Annotated in this window: 17 protein-coding genes; 5 read left to right on the forward strand and 12 right to left on the reverse strand. The window is 71.6% G+C overall.

Annotation, left to right across the window (positions count from 1 at the left end):
• Positions 1–124: 124 nt before the first annotated feature.
• From ABD224_RS08285 to ABD224_RS08305, 5 genes are all read right to left on the reverse strand, one after another.
• Complete coding sequence (locus ABD224_RS08285) at positions 125–1,042, reverse strand: inositol monophosphatase family protein (RefSeq protein ID WP_344048500.1); 918 nt, start codon at positions 1,040–1,042, stop codon at positions 125–127.
• A gap of 218 nt (positions 1,043–1,260) precedes the next feature.
• Positions 1,261–2,328, reverse strand: coding sequence for a 2,3-diaminopropionate biosynthesis protein SbnB (gene sbnB / locus ABD224_RS08290; RefSeq protein ID WP_344048502.1), 1,068 nt, complete (start codon positions 2,326–2,328; stop codon positions 1,261–1,263).
• A gap of 92 nt (positions 2,329–2,420) precedes the next feature.
• Positions 2,421–3,479 carry a TauD/TfdA family dioxygenase gene (locus tag ABD224_RS08295; RefSeq protein WP_344048504.1) on the reverse strand — a complete coding sequence of 353 codons (1,059 nt, stop codon included), beginning with the start codon at positions 3,477–3,479 and terminating at the stop codon, positions 2,421–2,423.
• A gap of 114 nt (positions 3,480–3,593) precedes the next feature.
• On the reverse strand, positions 3,594–6,191 hold the full coding sequence (locus tag ABD224_RS08300; protein ID WP_344048506.1) for a non-ribosomal peptide synthetase: 2,598 nt from the start codon (positions 6,189–6,191) through the stop codon (positions 3,594–3,596).
• A gap of 135 nt (positions 6,192–6,326) precedes the next feature.
• Positions 6,327–9,107, reverse strand: coding sequence for a Pls/PosA family non-ribosomal peptide synthetase (locus ABD224_RS08305; protein ID WP_344048508.1), 2,781 nt, complete (start codon positions 9,105–9,107; stop codon positions 6,327–6,329).
• A gap of 695 nt (positions 9,108–9,802) precedes the next feature.
• Here ABD224_RS08305 and sbnA point away from each other — a divergent pair.
• Positions 9,803–10,795: a 2,3-diaminopropionate biosynthesis protein SbnA gene (gene sbnA, locus ABD224_RS08310; protein WP_344048510.1), complete on the forward strand. Its 993-nt coding sequence runs from the start codon at positions 9,803–9,805 to the stop codon at positions 10,793–10,795.
• 167 nt (positions 10,796–10,962) lie between these two features.
• On the opposite strand, the gene ABD224_RS08315 is transcribed toward sbnA, so the two are convergent.
• Positions 10,963–11,676: a 4'-phosphopantetheinyl transferase family protein gene (locus ABD224_RS08315; protein ID WP_344048512.1), complete on the reverse strand. Its 714-nt coding sequence runs from the start codon at positions 11,674–11,676 to the stop codon at positions 10,963–10,965.
• 259 nt (positions 11,677–11,935) lie between these two features.
• Here ABD224_RS08315 and ABD224_RS08320 point away from each other — a divergent pair, with 259 nt between their 5' ends.
• Positions 11,936–12,634, forward strand: coding sequence for a hypothetical protein (locus ABD224_RS08320; RefSeq protein ID WP_344048514.1), 699 nt, complete (start codon positions 11,936–11,938; stop codon positions 12,632–12,634).
• A gap of 28 nt (positions 12,635–12,662) precedes the next feature.
• Here ABD224_RS08320 and ABD224_RS08325 read toward each other — a convergent pair whose 3' ends face one another.
• The 5 genes from ABD224_RS08325 to ABD224_RS08345 all read right to left on the reverse strand — a co-directional run bounded on the left by ABD224_RS08325 (position 12,663) and on the right by ABD224_RS08345 (position 17,900).
• Positions 12,663–13,685 (reverse strand): TIGR03842 family LLM class F420-dependent oxidoreductase, encoded by a 1,023-nt coding sequence (locus ABD224_RS08325; RefSeq protein ID WP_344048516.1) that lies wholly within the window; start codon positions 13,683–13,685, stop codon positions 12,663–12,665.
• Positions 13,686–13,698: 13 nt separating this feature from the next.
• Entirely contained in the window at positions 13,699–15,099 is a 1,401-nt protein-coding gene (gene hydA, locus ABD224_RS08330) for a dihydropyrimidinase (RefSeq protein ID WP_344048518.1), read from the reverse strand.
• A gap of 265 nt (positions 15,100–15,364) precedes the next feature.
• Positions 15,365–16,648, reverse strand: a complete 1,284-nt coding sequence (locus ABD224_RS08335; RefSeq protein WP_344048520.1) for an aspartate aminotransferase family protein — start codon at positions 16,646–16,648, stop codon at positions 15,365–15,367.
• A complete protein-coding gene (locus ABD224_RS08340; RefSeq protein WP_344048522.1) occupies positions 16,645–17,487 on the reverse strand; it encodes a nitrilase-related carbon-nitrogen hydrolase in 843 nt (280 codons plus the stop codon). The genes ABD224_RS08335 and ABD224_RS08340 overlap by 4 nt, the downstream gene beginning before the upstream one ends.
• A 161-nt stretch (positions 17,488–17,648) precedes the next feature.
• The gene (locus ABD224_RS08345; RefSeq protein ID WP_344048524.1) at positions 17,649–17,900 is read right to left on the reverse strand and encodes a helix-turn-helix domain-containing protein; all 252 of its coding nucleotides are present in this window, start codon (positions 17,898–17,900) and stop codon (positions 17,649–17,651) included.
• A 52-nt stretch (positions 17,901–17,952) separates the two neighbouring features.
• Here ABD224_RS08345 and map point away from each other — a divergent pair, with 52 nt between their 5' ends.
• Positions 17,953–18,720, forward strand: coding sequence for a type I methionyl aminopeptidase (gene map / locus ABD224_RS08350; protein WP_344048526.1), 768 nt, complete (start codon positions 17,953–17,955; stop codon positions 18,718–18,720).
• 234 nt (positions 18,721–18,954) lie between these two features.
• Positions 18,955–21,501 carry an ATP-dependent Clp protease ATP-binding subunit gene (locus ABD224_RS08355; RefSeq protein ID WP_344048528.1) on the forward strand — a complete coding sequence of 849 codons (2,547 nt, stop codon included), beginning with the start codon at positions 18,955–18,957 and terminating at the stop codon, positions 21,499–21,501.
• Positions 21,502–21,670: 169 nt separating this feature from the next.
• Here the strand turns inward: ABD224_RS08355 and ggt are convergent, their stop codons facing one another.
• Entirely contained in the window at positions 21,671–23,482 is a 1,812-nt protein-coding gene (ggt, locus tag ABD224_RS08360) for a gamma-glutamyltransferase (protein ID WP_344048530.1), read from the reverse strand.
• A 136-nt stretch (positions 23,483–23,618) separates the two neighbouring features.
• Here ggt and ABD224_RS08365 point away from each other — a divergent pair, with 136 nt between their 5' ends.
• On the forward strand, positions 23,619–24,383 hold the full coding sequence (locus ABD224_RS08365; RefSeq protein ID WP_344048532.1) for a hypothetical protein: 765 nt from the start codon (positions 23,619–23,621) through the stop codon (positions 24,381–24,383).
• Positions 24,384–24,396: the final 13 nt, after the last annotated feature.

A 24,396-nucleotide genomic window follows, 5' to 3' on the forward strand; every position in this document is an offset into this window, starting at 1 on the left:
GACGCCTGGACGGCCGGGAGCCCGGCGCCCGGAGCCGGGTGGTCCGACGCCGGACACGGGCCGGAGCGGGGAGGGACGCGGGAGGGACGCGGAGGCCGGAGGCGCCGGCGTCCGGCGGCCCGGCTCAGGAGGCCGGGGCCGGGTCTCCTGTCCCGGGGTGCGGGCCGGGGCCCGCCGTGCCGGACAGCAGCCCGGCCACCTTCTGTGCCGTCGCCGCGTCCCGGGCCGCCGTGAACGGCAGGGAGTTGCCGCCCGTGATGCGGAACGGAGCGCCGGTCAGGGTCAGCTGGGCGCCGCCGGCCTCCTCGACCAGCAGCAGGCCCGCCGCGTGGTCCCACGCCGCCTCCCACGAGAAGGCCGTGGCGTCCACCTCACCACGGGCGACGGCGAGATACTCCAGGCCGGCCGAGCCGCAGGAACGCGGTGCGACACCGTCGGTCCACAGGCCGAGCAGGGCGCGCTTCTGCTCGTCGGTCGTGAAGTCCGGGTGGGAAACGGCGACTTCGAGGGGACGGTCCGGCTCGGGGGCGCCGGAGCGCAGGCGCGTGCCGTCGAGGAAGGCGCCCTGGCCCCGTACCGCCGTGGCGAGTTGGTCGTGCGCCGGTGCGTAGGTCCAGGAGGCCAGGACGACTCCCCGGTGGGCGAGGGCGACCAGGGTGCAGAAGCCGGGGTCGCCGTGCACGAACTGCCGTGTGCCGTCCACGGGGTCGATGATCCAGACGGGGGATTCTCCCTGAAGCGCCTCGTAGACCAGCGGGTTGGCGTGCACCGCCTCCTCGCCGACCACGACGGAGCCGGGCAGCAGGGCACCGAGCGCGTTCGTGAGGTGCCGCTCGGCCAGCCGGTCGGCATCCGTCACCAGGTCGTGCGGCCCGGACTTCTGGTCCACCTCGTGCTCCGCCAGCCTGCGGAAACGGGGCATGATCTCGACCGCGGCCGCCTTGCGGATCTCCTCTTCCACATCGGCCGAGTGACGCCCGAGAAAGTCTCCCACCAGTCTTTCGTCCAAAGAGGACCTCCAGGTCTCCGTCTCTTCGATCATGCCTCCATGAGAACACGCCTCGTCGACATTCCCTGCCGGGTCGGTGCACTCCGGGGAGAATCGACGTGAACAGATCCCGGACGGGGCACGTCCCGCCGGCCGGCAGCCGCGTACCCCTGGCGTCCTGCGCGGGCCCGCGGCCTCCGGCCGGATGCCCGCCCGGCGCATCCGGCCGCCGCACCCGTCCGGCGCATCCGTCCACCGCGCCCGGCCGCCCCTCATCCATGGCGGCGCAGCTCGTGGAAGAAGTCGTCGACGACGTGCAGCTGCCCGGCACCGGCCACCTCGTCGTACACGTACTTGCCCACGGCGAGGTCGAGCACCCCGAGGCCGAAGGGGGAGAACACCACGGGCCGGTCGTCCGGCAGCGACACCCGGCCGGCCATGACGTCGTCCAGCGTTCCGGTGAGGAAGTCCCGGTTGCCGGTGAGCCGTTCGGCCAGGTGCGGTGAGGTGTCGGCCCTGAGGCAGTGGTCGACGTCGTCGACGACGTTCGCCGAGGCGAGCACGATCTCGGGGGCGAGGTCGCGCAGCGACACGTGCAGCACCAGGGGGTTGTGGTCGAACCAGGCCGGGTCCGTGACATGGGGCCGTCCGGCGACGGTGGCGAAGACGACCAGGTCGCTGGAGCGGATCAGCTGCTCGGGACTGGTGTGCACGGTGATCCGGCCCGTGGCGGTCCGTTGCAGGCAGGCGCGGAAGCCGGCCGCGCTGTCGGCGGACAGGTCGTGCACGCCGATCTGGTCGAAGGACCAGCCGGTCGCGGTCAGGTAGGTGTGGATGTACCGGGCGATCAGGCCCGTTCCGAAGAATCCGACGCGGGTGGGGCGCCGGCGGTGGCGGCTGAGCCGGTCGGCCGCCGACGCGGCCATCGCGGCCGTCCTGCCGGCGCTGATGACGGAGCCCTCCAGACAGGCGAACGGATAGCCGGTGTCATGGTCGTTGAGGATGAGGACGGCCGAGGCACGCGCGATGCCGGCCTGCACATTGCCGGGGAAGCTGGAGATCCACTTCACGCCGTCCACCCGCGTCCGGCCGCCGATCGAGGCGGGCAGGGCGATGATCCGCGCCGTGGGCCGGTCGGGGAAGCGCAGGAAGTACGACGGCGGGTTGACCGAGTCCCCGGCGGCGTGCAGCCGGTAGGTGTCCTCGACAAGGTCCACGATCTGCCGTTCCCGGCCTTGCAGGACCTGCTGGACCTGGATGCCGGGGATCACCGCGAACGGCGGCACGGTGAGCGGCGATGGTGCGGTGCCCGGCTCGGACACCGCGGATACTGCGGACACCTCGGACACCTCGGACACCGCGGGTGCCTCGGGCACTGCGGATGCCTCGGGCACTGCGGGCTTCGTGGCGTGGGCGTCAAAGCGGTGGAAGGTCATCGGGCGCTCCTCTCGGGGGCCGGCGTGCAGAGGGACGGGGGCAGCGGCTCGGCCATGGCGACGACGATGTCGCGGGGTGGCTCGAAGGGCTCCCGGTTGTGGGCCGTGCGGACGTTGTCCACGAGCATCAGGTCCCCCGCCTGCCACGGCTCGCGCACGGTGTGGTCGTCGTACACCGTGTTGATCAGCTGGACGATGTCCTCGCCGACCGGGTCGCCGTTCCCGAAGCGGGTGGTGAAGGGCAGTCCGTCGGGGCCGTAGAGGTCGACGAGGTACTCCCGTACCTCCGGAGCCATGGTCCACTCGTTCAGGAACGCGATCTGGTTGAACCAGCAGCGCCGGCCGGTGACCGGGTGACGCACCACGGCGCGACGGTGCTGGCGGGTGCGCAGGCTCCCGTCGGGCTGCCAGCGGAAGTCGATCGCGTGGGCGCGGCAGTAGTCCTCGACGGCGGCTTTGTCGTCGGTGCCGAACGCCTCCTCCCAGGAGGCCCCTATCTCGTCGTGGTACGTCCGTATGAGCAGCCAGCCCTCCTCCTCGAACCGCCGCACCAGCCGGGGCGGGAGCGCGTCAAGGACGGCGGAGGCGTCGGCGAGGGCGGTGGCTCCGCCGGTGCGGGGCGGTGTCAGACAGGCCAGGAGCAGCAGGCCGGGCGGTGCGTGGGTGTAGCTGAGCTCATGGTGCATGCACATGGGCTGGTTGGCCGGCCAGGGCGTGGAGGAGTGGACGCCCGGTGCATGGGTGTGGCGGGGGGCGAAGGCCTCCCTCTCGGTCATGAGGGCGGGAGCCAGGTGCTGGAAGACGGCGCGGACCTGGTCGGTGTCGCGCAGACCGAGGCCGCGGACGAGGAGCGCGCCGTGTTCGGTGACGAGGCCGCGGAGGGCGTGGCGGTGTTCGGCCGCCCAGCCCGGCGCGTCCTCGGGGGCGCGGAGGTGGGCGTGCAGGAGGGGGAGCCTGCCGTGGTGCCCGCCCGGGTCCGTCCCGGGCCGTGCGGCGGCGGACGTGGGGGTGACGGGGGTGATGGGGTTGGGGTCGGCGGAGGCGGGGAACGCCATCGTCCTTGTCCTTTCGGTGGGGGTGGGATTTCCGTGGTGGTGAGAAGGGGCTGAGGGAGAAGGGTCTGAAGGGAGAGGGCCCGGGTGGGAAGGCCCTCGGACCTCGGTCCTCGGTCAGGCCGAGTGCGACGGTGCGGTCGGCTGCCGGCCGGAGGGGGCTTCCAGAAGCCCGGCCAGGTCCATGAGGACGGGGTGGCGGGTGATGTCCGCCAGGGACACCGCGCGGTCCAGGCTGATGGCGAGTTTCACGGCCGTCAGCGAGGTGCCGCCCAGGTCGAAGAAGTGGTCGTGGCGTCCGATCCGGTCCTGGGGGATGCCGAGCACGCCCGCCCATGCCGCCGCCAGCCGCCGTTCGGCGGGCGTACCGGGTGCACCGGGCGGCCGGGCGCCGTCCTCGGCGTCCTCGGCGTTCCCGGCATTCTCGGTGTCCTCGGCGGCGTGGAGCCGGGTGGCCAGGGCCGTCAGGGTCTTCCGGTCGATCTTGCCGTTGGCGGTCAGCGGAAGGCTCTCGCTCCAGTGGACGGCCGAGGGGACCATGTACGCGGGCAGGGCGGCGCCGAGCCGGCCCAGCAGGGCGCCGGTGTCGAGGGGCCGCGCGGACGCGTAGAAGGCCACCAGATGGGTGCTGCGGTCGGGGCGTTCGACGACCACCACGGCGCTGTCGCGGACACCGGGCACCCGGAGCAGGGTGTTCTCGATCTCTCCGAGCTCGATCCTGAACCCGCGGATCTTGACCTGGGTGTCACGGCGGCCGAGGAACTCCAGCCTGCCGTCGGGCAGCCAGCGGCCGACATCGCCGCTGAGGTAGAGACGACGGCCTTCGTGGTGGGGATCGCGCAGGTAGACGGAGCTGGTGCGCTCCGGGTCGTTGACATAGCCGCGGCCGACGCAGATCCCGGAGAAGGCGATCACGCCCGGTGCGCCGAGCGGCACCGGGTTCAGATGCCGGTCGACGACATAGAGGTGCACATTGCCGACCGGCCGGCCGAGCGGAACCCGGTCGCCGTCCGGTGCACGGTCCATGATCTCGTGGTTGGTGTCGTCGGAGGTCTCGGTCAGGCCGTAGGCGTTGACCAGCCTGATGCCGGGCTGGGCGGCGAACCAGCGCTGGGCGAGTTCCTTCTTCAGCGCCTCGCCGGTCACCGATACGTACCGCAGGTCGGGCAGTGCGCGCGGGTGCTGCTCCAGATACGTCAGGACGACTTCCAGGTACGAGGGCACGACCTGCAGGACGGCGACCCGGCTGCGGACGATCTTGTCGACGAACCGCGCCACGTCGAGGATCACCTCCTGCTCGACCAGCAGCGTCCGCCCGCCGACGAGCAGGGCGGAGAGCAGTTGCCACAGCGAGATGTCGAAGCACTGGGGCGCGGTCTGGGCGACCACCTGCCCCTCGGTGATCTCCAGGTCGTCGATCTTGGCGCAGAGGTGGTTGAGCATGCCCGCGTGCTCGCACACGGCGCCCTTGGGTTCACCGGTGGAGCCGGAGGTGAAGTAGACGTACGCCGACTGGCCGGGCGTGACGGTCATGCCGAGGTCGCACGGGGCGTGACCCTCCTCGTAGGCGGTGTCGGTGAGCAGAGTCCGGACCGCGGGCATCGACGCGAGGGCCGCCCGGAGGGTGCCGCTGCCGACGGTGCCGGTGAGCACGAGCCGGCACCCGGAGCGGGCGAGCATGGCCTTGATCCGTTCGGCCGGCAGATGCGGCTCGACGGGGAGGTACACGCCGCCCGCCTTGAGGACCGCCAGAACGGCGGCCGCCCAGTCCAGGTTCCTGTCCGTGACCACCGCGACGACGTCCTCGCGGCCGAGTCCTCGCGCCAGCAGCGCGCGGGCCAGCCGGTTGGCGCGGGCATTGAGCTCCCGGTACGTCCACTGCTGTCCGCCGTGCACGACCGCGACCGCGTACGGGTGCTGCCGTACGCGCTGCTCGAACAGCTCATGGACCCGGGCGTCGGGCAGGGGGCGGTGCGGCCCGGCGAGTCCCTCGATCTGGAAGCGCAGCTCCTCGTCCGACAGCAGGCTCTGCCGTGCGTGGTCCGCGTCCGGGTCGGCGGCGATGAGGGAGAGCGCGGTGAGGTGGTAGCCGGCGATGCGGGCGGCGCCGTCGGCGTCGAGGGCGTCGGTGCGGTAGCGCAGCCGCAGCATGAGCCGGCCGTCTCCGTGGCGTACGACGGCCACCCGCAGCACTGTCTCCGGGGCCTGCTCCACGCGGTCGGCCGCCGACTCGTCGCCGGTGCCGACGGGGTCGCCGTCGACACCGGTCGCATTGAGCACGGTGTCGCACGGCGGCCCGGTCGGAACGCGTCCGTACCCGAGGCCGTCCCCCAGGGAGGGGCGAGGGGTGAGCAGCTGCGCGACGGCCTTGTGGGTGTCCGTCAGCAGGGCCCGCCATGAGCCGGCAGCCGTCGTCAGCCGGCACGGAAGCGGCCGGGTGCCGTCCGCGGCGACGCAGCCGGTGGTGATGTCGCGTTCGCCGGTCAGCGCGGCCAGCACCTTGGCGTGCGCCGCCAGGAGCACGGAGCTCAGCGGCAGGGCCAGGTCGTCCGCCAGGCGGCGCAGGGCTGTCACGTGGTCGGCGGGGATCGGCGCGTGGTGCTCGGCCAGTCCGGCCACCGGGTTGCGGGTCCAGCGCGGAAGGGGCGTGAAGCCTCCGGAGGCGGTCGGGACATCGTGGTGGACGTCGCGGTCGAGGGGGGTGTTGAGCGGCATCTGGGTCCGTCCTTGTGCTCGGGGTGCTCGGGATGCCCGGGTTGTTCGGGGTGCTCGGGTTGTTCGGGATGCTCGGGTTGTTCGGGGTGCTCGGAGTGTTCGGGTTATGAGGGGGCGGGGCATGTGTGCGGGGCCTCAGGCGCGGGCCGCCGCGAAGGTGTGCGGGTGAGGGGTGGGGTCGGGCAGCTGACGGGCCGGGTTTCCGCCCCAGCGGGCGTACGACGGGACGTACTCGCCCTTCATGAGGAAGGAGTCGCAGGCGAGGTCGACGTGGTCGCCCATGGTCACGCCGTAGTGGACGAGTGCGCCGACGCCGAGGGTGCAGCCGGCGCCGATCGTGGTGCGGTCGGCCTTGAAGGCGCCGTCCTCCTGCGAGTGGCACTGGATCACCGTGCCCGCGTTGAGGGTGCAGTCGTCCCCGATCGTCACCATCGTCCGCTCGGGGAAGACGGAGCCGTCGTCGAAGACCCGCTTGCCGACACGGGCACCCAGCAGCCGCAGGACCACGTTCTTGAACGGGGTTCCGTTGAAGAACGGGGTCGGCTCGACCGACGCCATCTTCCAGAAGCGTTCGTGCCGCCAGAAGGACGGGTCGTAGATGGAGCAGTTCAGGGGCTTCTGGGCCTTGAAACCGGCGGCGGCCCGCTCGAGGAGCGCGAAGTAGCAGACGGAGAAGACGAGGGAGAGGACGACGGCCGACGTGATCACCGGCACACCGACGACGGGGTAGAGGGTTTTGACTCCCAGGGTCAGCAGGGTGAGGACGAAGACGTGGAACCACCGCGCCAGCAGATACAGCACCGCGGTGGCGGCGTTGTGCCGGTTCTTGGCGACGAGCCGGCGGCGCAGCGCACCACTGCTCTCGAGGTGGCTCAGCCGGGTGTCCCGCAGCACCGTCCGGGGAATGGCGAAGGGCGGCGACCCCAGCAGACCGGTGTTCTCCCGTACCTCTCCGTCGATGGGCACCATGACCTTCGTGGCCAGCAGGCAGTTGTCGCCGGTCCTGGCCTGCGACGGATAGACGACCTGGTTTCCGAGGAAACTGCGCGCTCCGACCGAGGCCTGGGAGAGCGAGAACGAGGAGTTGGAGAAGCGGGCGTTGATGACCGACAGGCCGTCGGCGACCATCGTGCCGCTGCCCACCGCGCTCAAGAACGGGTTGTCGTGCTTCACTTCGATGCCGAAGTTCGAGCCGGTCTGCACGACCCGGCGCAGGTCGTAGCCGATGTAGCGCAGGTAGTGGACGATCGCCGAGCTGTCGCCGAACAGCGTGGGGAAGAACTTCCTGTTGGTCAGGAAGGCGATGGCCCTCTGCAGGCCGTAGGGGAAGCCGTAGAGGGGATAGACCTTGTCCGGCTTGAGGGCCAGGTGGAGCAGGCGCGGCACCATGCCCTGGAGGAGAAGCCCGGCGAGCATGGCGCCGAAGAACACCACGAAGGACACGATCAGGGCGCCGAGCCAGAAGGTCCAGCCGGTGAACAGCGACGCCCCGGAGCCGAGGGACACGTTCAGCTGCGGTGCCGCGGCAAGCAGCAGGGTCACGCCGGCCGTGGTCAGCGGCAGCCAGCCCAGCAGCAGGGCCAGCAGCTGCCCGACGCTGTAGCAGACCTTCCTGGCGGTGGAGCAGTCGGCGGCCTCCACCGCGCGGAAGTCCGTGGTGGTGGCCTCCGCCGGTGATCCGTGCCGGCGCTCCCGGGCGGGCACGGACTGCCCGGCGTACAGGGCGGAGGCATGTCCGAGCTGGGATGCGTCACCCATGGAGGTGCCGATGTCGAGGACGGTCTGTTCACCGACGACGACGTCCTTGCCGAGCGTGACCGGGCCGGTCTGGATGAAACCGGCATGGGCGCGGTAACAGGAGAACAGCGCGTCCTTGCGGATGACCGTCCCGTCTCCGATCGTCAGCAGATCGGCGCACACGGGAATGTGGGTGGAGAAGATCGCGACGTTGCGTCCGATACGGGCGCCCAGCGCCCGCAGATACAGCACGTACAGCGGTGACGCGGTGAACATGCGCATAGGGCTCGTACGGATCAGGGTCTTCACGACCCACCAGCGCACATAGGCAAGGCTCCACACGGGGAACCGGCCTGGCGTGAACCGGCCGATGAGCGTCCATTTGGCCAGGATGGGCATGACGGACAGGCTGATGAAGCCGATGCCACCGACCAGTACGGAACGCGCATAGCGGTCCGTCAGGGAAGAGGCCCCGCTGATCCACTCGTAGCCGCGGACCGCGGCCAGGGCGGTCAGGTAGGAGTACCCGAGGAAGAACAGGAACTGCAGCAGTCCGCAGAGCAGGTACTGCCGTGTGCCCGCCCGCGCCGGCCCCTCGTCCGCCGCCCGGGTGACGTCCGCGGCCTCCGCCGGAGCGGAAGCCCCGGCGGAGGCCGGACCGGACACCGGACCGGATGCCTCGGTGGACGCCGGACCGGACGGCACGGAAACGGAAGCGGAAGCGGGCGCGCCGCTCGGCGGCACGGTGGCCGTCGAGGCGCCGGGCGTGGGCGTGCCGTCCGTGGTCGCCGCGCCGGTGGCGGCCGTGGGGGCCGCGGGTGCCGGGGCCGCGGCGTCGGGTCCGGTGAGCGCGGCGGCCAGGCTCCCGACCGTGGGATGCCGGTAGATGTCCTTCATCGACACGGACGGCAGATCCGCCCGCTTGCGGACGCGTGCGCAGAACCGGGCCATCACGAGCGAATCCGCGCCCAGATCATGGAAGAAATGGTGGTCCGCCGACACCTGCTCCACGCCCACGACGTCGGCCAGGACCTCCGCCAGGAGCCGCACGGCACGAGCCTTCGGGTCGGCGCACTGGTCAGCGGACTTGTCGTCGGTCCTGTCGCAGCCGTTTTCGTCGGGGTGCAGGGAAGTGCCGGGCGGTGCGGCAGCTCGGATATCGGTGGAATTCCCGGCCATGTGAGCTCCGGTGTCGTCGGTGTGATCGGTGTGATCGCGGATGGGGGCTTTTCCACCCGTGGTGGCGCCGGGTTTTTCACAGCGGAATTCCTGACGCCCGCCCCTCCAGTGGACCGGGCCGGCACCCTTCGCGTCATGCCGCTGAATCTCGTTACTTGACACCGGGCACCAATAGGTCTAAAGGCCCCGCGGACGTGATGCCGTCGGGGCGGACGACCGGCGATGACCGCGGTACGCCCGGATCACGAGGAATCACGGGAGAGCACGAGAGGGCACGAGAGGACACGACTACTCCCCGCACAGAACGGGTTACGCCGCGTAGGGACCAGGTCCTGCCCGTGCGGAGCGCGCCGGACGGGTTCGCCCCTGACCGGCCCGCCGCGCTCCCTCCCGCGTCCTGACCCGCGCTCTGACCCGCGACCGGGCTCGACCGGAAACCGCAGCACCGCGTGCACCGAGCCCGCGCGACTCCCCTCTTCTCGCCCTTCTCGCCCTCCCCACCCAGCGGAAAGCGTGTGCTTATACCACATGACACAGCCGGTCAAGTCCCGAATTCCGGTGGCATGACACGACCGCGCCGGCCGCGCGTACTGGAGGGGTCTCAAGGGAGTCGCCCGGCAGGCGACGTCCTCCGTCAGCCGCCCGCATCGCGGACAAGCGGCACAGGACGGGTCACCACAGAGCAGGAGGCAGTCGTGCCAGTGATATCCACCCCCCAGGCCTTCAATCAGGACGACCTCTATGTCGACCTGGAGGCGATCATCGGCCACCGGATCTTCCTCAAGTGCGAGGGATTCAATTTCGCCGGGTCCATCAAACTCAAGGCCGCGGCCGAGATGGTCGAGGCCGCCGAACGCGAGGGCCGTCTCCGCAGCGACTCGATCCTCGTCGAATCCTCCTCCGGCAATCTGGGCGTGGCCCTGAGCATGATCGCGGCCAGCAAGGGCTACTCGTTCGTCTGCGTGACCGACTCCCGGTGCAATCTGCCCACCCGGCTGCTCATGGAGGCCCTCGGCAGCCGGATCCACATCGTCACCGAGCCCGCCCCCGAGGGGGGACTGCTCGCCGCGCGCCTCAACCACGTCCGCGCGCTGTGCGCCTCGGACGACCGCTACGTATGGCTCAACCAGTACACCAACCCCAAGAACCAGATGGCGCACTTCCGCACCACCGCCCCCGCCATCGCCCGCCACTTCCCCGATCTCGACGTCCTCTTCGTCGGGGCGGGCACCACCGGCACGCTGATGGGCTGCGCCCGCTACTTCCGCGGCTGGCACAGGCCGGTGCACATCGTCGCCATCGACAGCGAGGGCTCCGTCACCTTCGGGGACACCCCGGGCCGACGCATGATCCCCGGTCTCGGCGCCAACGTCCGCCCGCCGCTGCTGGACGAGTCGTACGTGGACGAGGTGATCCTGGTCAGCGAGGCCGACACCATCCGCACCTGTCACCAGATGGCGCGGCGCGGGTTCGTCTTCGGCGGCTCCACCGGCACCGTCGTCAGCGGCGCCTCCCGGTGGCTCGCCCGGCACGCGGGGCACCACCGGCGGCCGACCGCGGTGGCCATCTCCCCCGACCTCGGCGAGCGCTACCTCGAAACCGTCTACCAGAGCAACTGGGTACGGGACCTCTACGGCGACGACGCGCTCGACCCGCAGACGGTCGCCGCCCCCTCCCCCGCGGCCTGACCCCGGGCCTTCGCGGCCCGCGCCCCTCCGGACCGGCCGGCACGACCGACGGGCCGGCACGGCCGAAGGTCACGGCCGACGGGCCGGGGCGGGTACGAGGCCGCCGGCGACCGGCCCGGCCAGGGCCGCCTCACCGAACGCACGGGCGGCAGACCGCAGCCGGACCCTCAGCAGCGGACGGCGACCGCGGCGGCGTATCCGTCGTCCACCGCCACGTCCACGATCGTCCAGCCCCGCACCGTGGCCACCGCTCCGCTCGCCGTTCCCACGTAGTCCAGTGACATGGCGCGTCCCAGCCCGACGCCCAGACCCTTCAGATAGGCCTCCTTACGGGCCCAGGCCCGGGCGAACGCCGCCGGCCTGTCCACCGGCCGCAGTCCGCTCAACTCGGCGCTCTCCCGCGGATGCAGACAGGCTCCGACCTCCTCGGCGACCGCGAGCCCGGGGACCGCCTCGATGTCCGCGCCCACCGGGGCCGCCGCGCATGCCAGCAGGCACACCCCCTCGCTGTGCGACAGCGAGAAGTGCACGGCATCGCCGCGCACCACGGGGCGCCCGTGCGGCCCCCCGCACATCGGGCACGGCAGCCGCTCCAGGGGGACATCGGCGGGCGGTACGCCGAGATGTGCGCCCAGCAGCAGCCGCAGCCCCACATGTCCGGCCAGGTAGGTGTCCCTGTCCCGCGCCCTTCTGAAGGCTGCCGCGCGCTCCTTCTCGGAGCTGTCGAGCACCACGGGGGCCAGGCGGGCCACGACCGTCCTGAACGTCTCCGCCCGCACCAGCCACACACCGGGCCCTCCCTCTGTCCCCGGCGTCCTCAGCGGCTGCTCCCCTCCCCCGTCCCGCAGCTCCACGGGCAGCAGCACCGCACCAGCCCTCACACACCGCACCCTACGGGTGCCGGCGCCGTCCGCCACTCGGCCGCCCGTCCACCACTCGGCCGCCCGCCACTCGGCCGCCCGTCCGCCTCCGCCGGAGCATAAGCGGCAAACAGCGCACCGGGAACGAGCTGTCGTGAGCGGGCGGGCACGCAGCGAAGTCTCACTTCCGTCCCGCCCGCAGTCGTGTGAAACTAAGGGCCCGTCCGTGATGCGGACTCGTTCCACACCGCGTCCGTCCCCCCACTACGAGAAGTGCGCCGTGCGTGAACTTCCTCTGCCTCTCGCGCTCACCGCGCGTCTGAGTCCGGTCGTCATACTCGCCTGTGCGGGCTGGGCGTTGACATCCGGTCCGTTCGCCAGCGAGTCCGCCGCCGAGCCCAAGGCGGCCCAGCAGCAGACACGCGAGACCGGCAGCTCGTCCTCCTCCGAGTCCTCCGGATCCTCCGCGTCCTCGGAGACCGAGGCGCCGAAGACGTACACGTCCGCGCCGGTGCCGTGCACCAGCCTCACCGAGAAGACGATCACGTCCCTGGTGCCGGGTGCGAAGACGGCGGGCAAGGAGATCCCGTCGACGGACTCGACCGTCCGCCGCACCTGCTCCTGGAACGCGCTCAAGGGCTTCGACTACCGCTGGCTGGACGTGTCCTTCGAGATCATGGACTCGGACGAGGCCGCGCGAAAGTCGTACCAGCAGCGGACCGCTGACAAGAGCGGCGGCGGCGCGGTGCCCGGCCTCGGCGACGAGGCCTACTCCGTCGTGAACCTGACCACGGAGGACAAGCAGGAGACCCGCGAGGGCTCCGTGCTGGTCCGGACCGCCAACGCGATCGTGTCCGTCACGTACAACGGCAGCGACTTCGAGACGAAGAAGGCGCCCAGTACGGACGAGATCAACAAGGGTGCCATCAAGGCCGCCAAGGAGGCGGTGGCCACGCTGGCGAACGGCCGGAAGAGCTGACCGCGCCCCCTTCGGGCCGCGCGGTGGGTCAGGAGCCGACGGCGGGGATCACCTTCTGCCCGTACGCGTCGATCACCTCCTCCTGTGCGTCGTGCATGTCGTACACGGCGAACTGGTCGACGCCCAGCTCGCGCAGCGCGTTCAGTTTCTCGATGTGCTTCTCGACGGGCCCGACGACGCAGAACCGGTCGACGATCTCGTCCGGCACGAACCGGGTGTCGGGGTTGCCGCTGCGTCCGTGGTGGGCGTAGTCGTAGCCCTCGCGGGCCTTGATGTAGTCGGTGAGCGCGCGGGGAACGGCGGCGGAGTGCTCGCCGTAGCGGGCGACCAGGTCGGCCACATGGTTGCCGACCATCCCGCCGAACCACCGGCACTGTTCGCGTGCGTGGGCCAGGGCCGCGGGCGAGTCGTCCGCGGTGACGTACGCGGGCGCGGCGACGCAGACCGCCACCTCGGACGGGTCGCGTCCGGCCGCTGCCGCCGCGTCCTTGACCACCCCCACCATGTACTCGGTCAGCTGGAGGTCGGCGAGCTGGAGGATGAACCCGTCGGCCTCCTCGCCGGCCGTCCTCAGCGCCTTGGGGCCGTACGCGGCCATCCAGACGGGGAGCCGGGCGCCCGGTTTGACCCACGGGAATCTGACCACCGTGCCGCCGCCGAGGTCGGCCTCCTCCCCGGCGGCCAGCGCCCGGATGACCTTCATGGCCGCGCTGACCCTGGCGAGGGTGTTGGGCTTGCGGCCGGCGACGCGCATCGCGGAGTCACCGCGGCCGATGCCGCAGATCGTGCGGTTGCCGAACATGTCGTTGAGGGTGGCGAAGGCGGAGGCGGTGACCTCCCAGGTGCGGGTGCCCGGGTTGGTGACCATCGGGCCGACGGTCAGCTTCCGTGTGTGCGCCAGGATCTGACTGTAGATCACGAACGGCTCCTGCCAGAGTACGGCGGAGTCGAAGGTCCAGCCGTAGCGGAAGCCGTTGCGCTCGGCCCGCTGCATCAGGCTGACGACGCGTGAGGCGGGCGGATCGGTCTGCAGGACGAGTCCGAAGTCCATGGGAGGGGCACTCCTAGCCGAGGTACTGACAGGTGGAGCGCGGGAGGTAGACGCCGTGTCCGGCGCGTCCGGTGTACTCCCGCTCGGTGATGACGAGTTCGCCGCGCGAGAGGACGGTCTCCACCCGGCCGGTGAGGCGCCTGCCCTCGTACGCCGAGTAGTCGACGTTCATGTGGTGGGTCTCGGCGGAGACGACCTGCTCGGCGTGCGGGTCGTAGAGAACGATGTCGGCGTCGGAGCCCGGCGCGATGGTGCCCTTCTTCGGGTACAGGCCGAACATCCGGGCCGGAGCGGCGCAGGCGATCTCGATCCAGCGGCGGCGTGAGATGTGCCCGTCGACGACGGCCTGGTGCAGCAGGTCCATCCGGTTCTCGACGCCCGGGATCCCGTTGGGGATCCGGGAGAAGTCGCCGCGGCCGAGTTCCTTCTGGCCGGTGAAGCAGAAGGGGCAGTGGTCGGTGGAGACCACCTGGAGGTCGTCGGTGCGCAGGCCCTTCCACAGGGCCGCCTGGTGCTCTTTGGGGCGCAGGGGTGTACTGCACACGTACCTCGCGCCCTCGAAGCCGGGCTCGGCGAGGTTGTCGGCGGACAGGAACAGATACTGCGGACAGGTCTCGCCGAAGACGGGCAGTCCCTCGTCGCGGGCCCGGGTCAGCTCGGCGACCGCTTCCTGGGCCGAGACGTGCACGACGTACAGGGGTGCGCCCGCGACCTGGGCGAGCCGGATGGCGCGGTGGGTGGCCTCGGCCTCCAGCAGGGCCTTGCGGACCTCGCCGTGATGCCTCGGGGCGGTCTCGCCGCGCTCCAGCGCCTGCTCGATCAGGACGTCGATCGCGATGCCGTTCTCGGCGTGCATCATGATCAGCCCGCCGTTCCCGGCGGCGCGCTGCATGGCGCGCAGGATCTGTCCGTCGTCGGAGTAGAACACCCCCGGGTACGCCATGAACTGCTTGAAGGAGGTCACGCCCTCCTCCACCAGCAGATCCATTTCCTTCAGCGTCTCCTGGTTCACCTCGGAGACGATCATGTGGAAGCCGTAGTCGATCGCGCAGGTGCCCTCGGCCTTGGCGTGCCAGGCGTCCAGGCCCTCGCGCAGGGAGGAGCCGACGCTCTGGACGGCGAAGTCGACGATCGTGGTCGTGCCGCCCCAGGCGGCGGCCCGGGTGCCGGTCTCGAAGGTGTCCGAGGCGCGGGTGCCGCCGAAGGGCATCTCCATGTGGGTGTGTGCGTCGACCCCGCCCGGGATGACGTACTTGCCGGTGGCGTCCAGGGTGCGCTCGGCGGTGAACGCCTCGGCGGCCGGGGTGCCGGAGGCGGCGAGGGCGGCGATGCGGCCGTCCTCGATCAGGACGTCGGCGTGGATCTCGTCGGCGGCGGTGATGACAAGACCGCCGCGGATGACGGTACGGCTCATGCTCCCTGCTCCTTCCGGTCGGATTCCGGTCTGCTCCGGATCGGTTTCCGGTCGGATTTCGGTCGGCTTCCGGTCGGACGTGCGCGGTGGGACCGCGGGCCCCGGGCCGGGGCGCGCGGTCGGCGACGGGCGTTCCGGGGCCACGGCGGACCGTGGCGGCCATGGCCCGGCTCGGCCCGGTCGCATGACCTCGGCTCGGCCCGGTCGCACGGCCCCGGCTCGGCCCGGTCGCGGTGCGGGGCTCCTCGTTCCGGTACGGGACTCCTCAGCAGGCGCTGCGCAGGGCGTGCTCCAGGATCGCGGCGCCCTCCTCGGCCTCCGCGACGGTCAGGGACAGCGGCGGGGCGATGCGCAGGGCACTGGTGTGGTGGCCACCGCCCTTGCCGATGAGCAGACCGCCCTCGCGGGCCGCTTCCAGCACGGCGGAGGCCGCCCGCGGGTCGGCCTCGTCCGTGCCGGGCCGGACCAGTTCGATGCCGATCATCAGTCCGCGTCCGCGTACCTCCCGTACGCCGGGCAGGTCGGCGGTCGCGGCCCGCAGCCGCTCGATGAGCAGCCCGCCGACGCGCCGGGCGTTGCCCTGGAGGTCGTGTTCGAGGAGGTAGGTGAGGTTGGCGAGGGCCGCGGCCGTGGTGATCTGGGTGCCGCCGAAGGTGGAGATGCTGTTGGCGTCCAGGCAGTTCATGATCTCGGCGCGGGCGACGACCCCGCCGATGGACATGCCGTTGCCGAGGCCCTTGGCGAAGGTGACGATGTCCGGCGGTCCGCTGCGTCCGTGCGCCTGCCAGCCCCAGAAGTGGTCGCCGGTGCGGCCCCAGCCGGTCTGCACCTCGTCGGAGATCCAGAGAATGCCGTGCTCCTGGAGCACCTCCCGGAAGGCGGCGTACAGGCCGTCGGGCGGGGAGGTGAACCCGCCGACGCCCTGGACGGGTTCGGCGATCAGCGCGGCGGGCGGGCGGGTGTGGCCGAGGAGGTCCTTGAGGTCCTCCACACAGGCGGCGATGAACTCCGCGTCGTCCAGGTGGGCGAACGGGCCGCGGGTGCGTACGCCGCCGTGGACGTACAGCGTCTGCAGCGGGGACAGGGAGGTCGGGGACCAGCCGCGGTTGCCGGTGACGCCGATCGCGCTGAAGGAGCGGCCGTGGTAGCTGTTGCGCATGGCCAGGACGGTGTTGCTGCGCCGGTAGGCCGTGGCGAGCAGCAGCGCGGTGTCGTTGGCCTCGGTGCCGGAGGTGGTGAAGAAGACCCGGGCGTTCGGGATCTCGCTCAACTGGGCGATGCGTTCGGCCAGTTCGACCATCGGCCGGTTGAGGTAGAGGGTGGAGGAGTGGAGGAGCCGCCCGGCCTGCTCGCTCACCGCCTTGGTGACCTCGGGCAGCGCGTGGGCGGTCATGGTGGTCAGGATCCCGCCGAAGAAGTCGAGGTAGCGTTTGCCGTTCGCGTCCCAGACGTATCGGCCCTCGCCGTGGGTGATCTCGATGGGGTCCTCGTAGTAGAGCGCGAGCCAGTCGGGCGCGACGGCCCGGTGGCGGGCGTACAGGTCGCTCATGGCCGCACCAGTCCTTCGTAGGCGTCGGGGCGGCGGTCGCGGTAGAAGGCCCACTGCTGCCGCACTTCTTCGATGAGGCCGAAGTCGAGGTCGCGGACGAGGAGTTCGTCCTTGGCGTCGCCGGCGACGTCCCCGACGAACTGTCCTCGCGGGTCGACGAAGTAGCTCGTCCCGTAGAAGTCGTTGTCGCCGTACTCCTCCCGGCCGACGCGGTTGATCGCGGCGACGAAGTACTCGTTGGCGACGGCGGCGGCCGGCTGCTCCAGCTGCCACAGGTGGGCGGAGAGGCCGCGGTGGGTGGCGGAGGGGTTGTAGACGAGCTGGGCGCCGTTCAGGCCGAGCTGCCGCCAGCCCTCCGGGAAGTGGCGGTCGTAGCAGATGCAGACGCCGATCCTGCCGGCGGCGGTGTCGAAGACGGGCCAGCCGAGGTTGCCGGGCCTGAAGTAGAACTTCTCCCAGAATCCCTTGAGCTGGGGGATGTGGTGCTTGCGGTACTTGCCGAGGTAGCGGCCGTCGGCGTCGATCACGGCGGCGGTGTTGTAGTAGAAGCCGGGCTGCTCGACCTCGAAGACGGGGGCGACGACGACCATGCCGGTCTCACGGGCGAGGTCCTGCATCCGCCGCACGGTGGGCCCGTCCGGCACGGGCTCGGCCCAGCGGTAGTGCTCCGCGTCCTGCACCTGGCAGAAGTACGGCGCGTGGAAGACTTCCTGGAATCCGATGACCCGGGCGCCTTGACGAGCCGCCTCGCGGGCGTGCTCCTCATGTTTGGCGATCATGGACGCGGTGTCGCCGGTCCAGGTGGCCTGGACCAGGGCCGCACGGACGACGTTGGCCATGAGCTGCTCCTTCGACGTACGGCAGGGGCAGAGCCTCTACGCCCGTAGAACAGGCCTAGAGGGACGAACGTACGCCTTTCGGACCACCTTGCCAAGGCACGTCATGGCCAACCCGCGAAGTCGGCCGGGTTTCACACCCCACTGGGCGAGTGCCGTCCGGGTCACACCTCGACCGGGGTGCACCATCCCGCCAGCTCGTCCAGCGACAGCCCGAGGGCACGGGCCAGGGCCGCCACCGTGAAGAAGGCCGGAGTCGGGGCCCGGCCGGTCTCGATCTTGCGCAGGGTCTCCGCCGAGATGCCCGCGCGCGCCGCGATCTCCGCCATGCTGCGGTCGCCGCGCGCCTGGCGCAGCAACCGCCCGAGCCGCTCACCGCGCTCGCGCTCTTCCGGGGTCAGAGGAGTGCGCACCATGCCGCCATCCTATCGCGGCTTCCGTTATTCAAATACCGGTATAGTAATTGGAATGGTGGAACTGAAGACAGACGCGTCGATCGACGCCATGCACCGGGCCGGCCAGGTGGTGGCGCGGGCCCTGACCGCCGTGCGCGAAGCCGCCGGCGTGGGGGTCTCCCTGCTGGAGCTGGACGCAGTGGCCCGCGAGGTCCTGCGCGAGGCGGGTGCCTCCTCGCCCTTCCTCGGCTACCGGCCCTCCTTCGCCCCGACCCCGTTCCCGGCGGTCCTGTGCACCTCCGTCAACGACGCGGTCGTGCACGGCGTCCCCACCGGCTACCGGCTGCGCGACGGCGATCTCGTCTCCGTGGACTTCGGCGCCGAACTCGACGGCTGGGTCGGCGACTCGGCCATCAGCTTCGTCGTGGGCCGGCCGCGTCCCGCCGATCTGAGACTGATCGAGACCGCCGAGCGCGCACTGGCCGCCGGCATCGAGGCCGCCGTGGCCGGCAACCGCATCGGCGACATCGCCCATGCCATCGGCACGGTGTGCCGGGCGGCGGGCTACGGCATCCTGGACGGCTTCGGCGGCCACGGCATCGGCCGCCGTATGCACGAGGACCCCGACGTCCCCAACGAGGGCCGCCCCGGCCGCGGCTTTCCTCTGCGCCCCGGCATGGTCCTCGCTCTCGAGCCCATGCTGCTGGCCGGCGGCACGGACGGCTACCGCGTGGCTCCCGACGGCTGGACCCTCCGCACCCGCGACGGCTCCCGGGCGGCGCATGTGGAGCACACAGTGGCGATCACACAAGCGGGCCCGCGCATCCTCACGGAACGGTAGGGCGGCCTGTGCAGGGGCGCCGAGCCGGGCCGCCGGGCGGTCCCGCCGCGTCGACACAGGACCAGGTCGCCGGGCGGCATGAGGGCCCCGCCGCACCCGCGCCGTGCGGCGGGAGCGCGCCCTGGGCCGGCAGGTGCCCGGCATGCCCGGTGAAACCGGACGTGTCATCGTGGCATGAGCGCAGCTCGACCGGATACCCGGCGGGAGCCACTCGTCAGCGAAGGAACCGAAACGATGACCAGCGGCTTCATCGGACCGGAGGGCGACCCCTTCGGCGAATTCCTCGCCCGCTTCTTCGGCGGCCCCCGTCAGGGACCCCGGCACGTCGACATCGGCAGGCTGCTCAGCCAGCCCGCCCGGGAGCTCGTCAAGGGCGCGGCGCAGTACGCCGTCGAGCACGGCAGCCGGGATCTGGACACCGAGCATCTGCTGCGGGCGGCGCTCGCGACCGAGCCCACCCGCAGTCTGCTCAGCCGGGCGGGCGCGGACCCGGACTCGCTCGCCTCGCAGATCGACGAGCGCGCCGGTCCCGTCCAGAAACCGCCGGGCGACCTGCCTCCGCCGACCACCCTCGCCCTCACCCCGGCCGTCAAGCGCGCCCTGCTCGACGCGCACGACATGGCGCGGGCCGGCGGTGCCGGGTACATCGGCCCGGAGCACCTGCTCAGCGCGCTCGCCGCGAACCCCGACTCCGCGGCCGGTCACATCCTGCACTCGGCCCGGTTCGCGGCGCGCGGGCTGCAGTCCGAGACGCCGGAGACCACCACGGCGCCGGGGACGGAACGGCAGCGGGCCTCCTCGACGCCGACCCTGGACAAGTACGGGCGCGATCTGACCGACCTGGCCCGGCAGGGGCGCATCGACCCCGTGATCGGGCGGGAGCGGGAGATCGAGCAGACCATCGAGGTGCTCTCCCGGCGGGGCAAGAACAACCCGGTGCTCATCGGGGACGCCGGGGTCGGCAAGACCGCCATCGTCGAAGGGCTCGCCCAGCGGATCTCCGACGGGGACGTGCCCGACATCCTGCTCGACCGCCGGGTGGTGGCCCTGGACATGACGGCCGTGGTAGCGGGCACCCGCTACCGGGGCGACTTCGAGGAGCGTCTGAACACCATCGTCTCCGAGATCCGCGCCCACTCCGACCAGCTGATCGTCTTCATCGACGAGCTGCACACCGTCGTCGGCGCCGGCGCGGGCGGCGAGGGCGGCGCGATGGACGCGGGCAACATCCTCAAGCCCGCCCTGGCCCGCGGCGAGCTGCACATCGTCGGTGCGACCACGCTGGAGGAGTACCGGCGGCTCGAGAAGGACGCGGCGCTGGCCCGCCGGTTCCAGCCGATCCTGGTGCCCGAACCGTCCGTCCCGGACGCCCTGGAGATCCTGCGCGGGCTGCGCGACCGCTACGAGGCCCACCACCAGGTCCGCTACACCGACGAGGCGCTGGTGGCCGCCGTGGAGATGTCCGACCGGTATCTGACCGACCGGCGTCTGCCGGACAAGGCGATCGATCTGATCGACCAGGCCGGCGCCCGGGTCAGGCTGCGGGCCCGCACCAAGGGTGCCGACATACGGGCCATGGAGCGCGAGATCGAACAGCTCACCCTGGACAAGGACCAGGCGGTCGCGGACGAGCAGTACGAGCAGGCCACCCGGCTGCGCGACCGGATCGCCGAGCTGAAGCAGAAGATCGCGCAGGCCACCGGGGGCGGGGAGGCCGACGAGGGGCAGCATCTGAAGGTCACCGCCGAGGCCATTGCCGAGGTGGTGTCCCGGCAGACCGGCATCCCGGTCAGCAGCCTGACCCAGGAGGAGAAGGAGCGTCTGCTCGGTCTGGAGGAGCATCTGCACCAGCGGGTCGTCGGCCAGGACGAGGCCGTGAGCGCGGTCGCCGAGGCGGTGCTGCGCTCCCGCGCGGGGCTGGCGAGCCCGGACCGGCCCATCGGCAGCTTCCTGTTCCTCGGCCCGACCGGCGTCGGCAAGACCGAGCTGGCCCGGGCGCTGGCCGAGGCGCTGTTCGGCAGCGAGGACCGGATGGTCCGGCTGGACATGAGCGAGTACCAGGAGCGGCACACCGTCAGCCGCCTGGTGGGCGCCCCGCCCGGGTACGTCGGCCATGAGGAGGCCGGTCAGCTCACCGAGGTGGTGCGCCGGCACCCGTACTCCCTGCTGCTGCTCGACGAGATCGAGAAGGCGCACCCGGACGTCTTCAACATCCTGCTGCAGGTGCTCGACGACGGGCGGCTCACCGACGCCCAGGGCCGCACGGTGGACTTCACCAACACCGTCATCGTGATGACCAGCAACCTCGGCTCGGAGCTGATCACCCGGCGCGGTGCCGGGATCGGCTTCGGCGCGGGAGGCGCCGAGGCGGACGAGGAGGCGCGGCGCGAGCAGATCCTGCGTCCGCTGCGGGAGCACTTCCGCCCGGAGTTCCTCAACCGGATCGACGAGATCGTCGTCTTCCGCCGGCTCACCGGCGAGCAGTTGCGGCAGATCACCGACCTGCTGCTGGAGAGGACCCGCCGGCTGCTGCACGCGCAGGGCGTGGCCGTGGAGTTCACCGACGCGGCCGTCGACTGGCTCGCCCGGCGCGGCTACCAGCCCGAGTACGGCGCCCGCCCGCTGCGCCGCACCATTCAGCGCGAGGTCGACAACCAGCTGTCCCGGCTGCTGCTGGACGGCCGGGTCCAGGAGGGCAGCCGGGTCACGGTGGACGTGGCGGACGACCGGCTGACGTTCGACGTCCAGGACCGGGAGCCCACGCCGGCGCCCATCGAGTGAGCGGGGCAGGGGCCCGTCTCCGCCCGAGGGGAGACGGGCCCCTGCCGTGCCCGAGGGGAGAACGAGCTCTGCCCGATGGGGGAGCGGACTCTGCCCGAGGGGGAGACGGCCTTGCCGTGTCACCGGCCGCACGGTCCCGCGGCTCTACGGCACCGGGAGCCCTGCGGGTCTACGGCACCGGGTGCACCACCATCGCCGAGCCCCCTCCCCGGCGGACCTTCTCCGCGGCGGCCCGCCATCTGCCGTCCGGCAGATGCTGGACGGCGGTGACGGCGCCGATCTCGGGGTTGAGCTTGAAGGAGTGGCCGATCTCCTCCAGCCGCTTCCTCAACCGGCTGTCGTAGAGGCCGGGTTCGAGGTCGGTCTGGACCGTGTTGCGCTGGCTGGCGCGGGGTGCGGCGATCGCGTCGGCCAGCGGCAGGTTCCGGTCCAGGACGCCGGTCAGGACCTGCAGCACGGTGGTGATGATGGTCGCGCCGCCGGGTGAACCGAGCGCCATCATCGGCCGGTTGTGCCGGTCGAGCACGATCGTCGGCGCCATCGACGAGCGCGGACGCTTGCCCGGGCCGGGCAGGTTCGGGTCGTGCACGGCCGGGTCGGCCGGGGCGAAGGAGAAGTCCGTGAGCTCGTTGTTCAGCAGAAAGCCCCGGCCGGGCACGGTGATGCCGCTGCCGCCGGTCTGCTCGATGGTGAGGGTGTAGGCGACGACGTTGCCCCAGCGGTCGGCGACCGTCAGATGCGTGGTGCTCTCGCCCTCGTACGTCGTCGGTGTCGCCGTGCCGCCCCGGGCGCAGGCCTTGGGGCGGCGCGGATCGCCGGGTGCGAGCGGGCTGGTGAGGACCGCGTTGTCCTTGATCAGGCAGGCCCGTGAGTCGGCGTACTTCTGCGACAGCAGCTCCTTGGTGGGGACGTTCTCGAAGGCGGGGTCGCCGACCCAGCGTCCGCGGTCGGCGAAGGCGATGCGGCTCGCCTCGATGAAGCGGTGCAGGTACTGGGTCTCGCTCGCCTTCGAAAGGTCCGTCCCCTCCAGGATGTTGAGGGCCTCGCCGACGGTCGTGCCGCCGGAGGAGGAGGGCGCCATCGAGTACACGTTCAGACCGCGGTAGGAGGTCCTGGTGGGGGCCCGGAGGACGGTGCGGTAGGCCGCGAGGTCCTTGACGGACAGCGTGCCCGGGCGGGCGTTCCAGCCCGAGGCGGGGTCGACCGGCGGGTGGTTGACCGCCTTGACGATGTCCTTGCCGAGGTCGCCGTGGTAGAGCGCGCCGATGCCCTCGCGGGCGAGTTTCCGGTAGGTGCGGGCGAGGTCGGGGTTCTTGAACGTCGAGCCGACGACGGGGAGCCTGCCGTTCGGCAGGAACAGTTCGGCGGTGGCGGGGAAGTAGCGGAAGCGGGCCTCGTTGGCGGCGGTCTGCTCGCGGAAGGTCTCGTCGACGGTGAAGCCGTCGCGGGCCAGGCGCTCGGCCGGTTCCAGGAGGGTGGCGAGGCTTCTGGTGCCCCACCGGTCCAGGGCCGTCTGCCAGGTGGCGGGCGTGCCGGGGGTGCCGACGCTCAGTCCGCTGCTGACGGCGGCGTCGAAGGGGATCGGCCTGCCGTTCTCCAGGAACAGCCGGGAGTCGGCGTTCAGCGGGGCGGTCTCGCGGCCGTCGATCGTGTGCACGGTGCGGGTGCGGGCGTCGTAGTAGACGAAGTAGCCGCCTCCGCCGATGCCGGCGGAGTAGGGCTCGGTGACGCCGAGGGCGGCGGCGGTGGCGACGGCCGCGTCGACGGCGTTGCCGCCCTTCCTCAGCACCTCGATGCCGGCGGCGGTGGCGTCCGCGTCGACGCTGGCCACCACGCCTCCGTGGCCGACGGCGACGGGGGTCTTCCGGGCCGGTCCGGGATCGGTGCGGGGCTGTGCGTCGAGCGGGGCGGCCGCGCCCACCGACACCAAGGCGGCCGAGACCGCCAGGACCGTCAGTTTCCGTGCGACAGGACGACGCATCCGCACCTCCACACCGGTTGTGCTCGGTTGCCTGGCCGTTCGCGCAGCTTAGTGTCACTGCCATGACCCCGTCAGAACAACAGGGCCATTCGGGTGTCGAACACCGGTACGCCCAAAGCCGCTAGCATCCCCGGCCATGAGCGAAGGCGTGCGTGAGATCGTCCTGGGGCTGGTGGCGGCGGGCATCAGCGCCGCACTCGGCTGGCTGGCCCGCACCTGCCTGTGGCGACGCACACTGCGCCGCAAGCAGGCCTTCTTCGGGCTGCCCGACAACTCCGAGTGCCTGCTGGTGGTCAACCGCGAGGCGGGCGGCGCGAAGCCCACGGTGACGCGCCACGACGTCTTCGCCCTGCTGGAGCTGTCCGCGCTCGTCAAGGACTGCAACGCGGGCTTCCAGGTCGTCGCGCACGATGCTGCCCAGCAGGGGTTCGGCGAGCGCACCGAGTTCTGCGTCGGCGGGCCGGCCTCCAACCGCCGCATGGCGGCGCACCTTTCGTCCCTGCTGCCCGGCGTGCAGGTGAACACCGACACCGAACCCGGCCCGGACCGGGGCGCGTTCCAAATCGGCGACAAGTGCTACCGGCTCGACGCGGGCCGCAGCGAGTACGTCCTGCTCGCCCGGCTCACCGCCGGGGAGCGCCGCTTCCCGGCCCGGCCGGTCTTCCTGTTCTGCGGACAGCTCGCGATCGACAACCAGGCCGCGACCCGCTACCTCGCCCGCAACCACGAGCGGCTGGCCCGCAAGTACAAGAACGGCTCCTTCGTCCTGCTGCTGAAGGTGGTCAACTCCCAGGCGTACGGCCCGGACGTGGTCGAACTCGTCGCGGACGTGACCCGTGCGGCCCAGACTCCCCCGCCGGCCTCCGAGGCCGAGGCTTCACCAAGCGTTACCAGCACGTAACTTACCGGCGGGT

This window comes from Streptomyces thermoalcalitolerans, assembly GCF_039525155.1.
GTDB classification, from domain to species: domain Bacteria; phylum Actinomycetota; class Actinomycetes; order Streptomycetales; family Streptomycetaceae; genus Streptomyces; species Streptomyces thermovulgaris.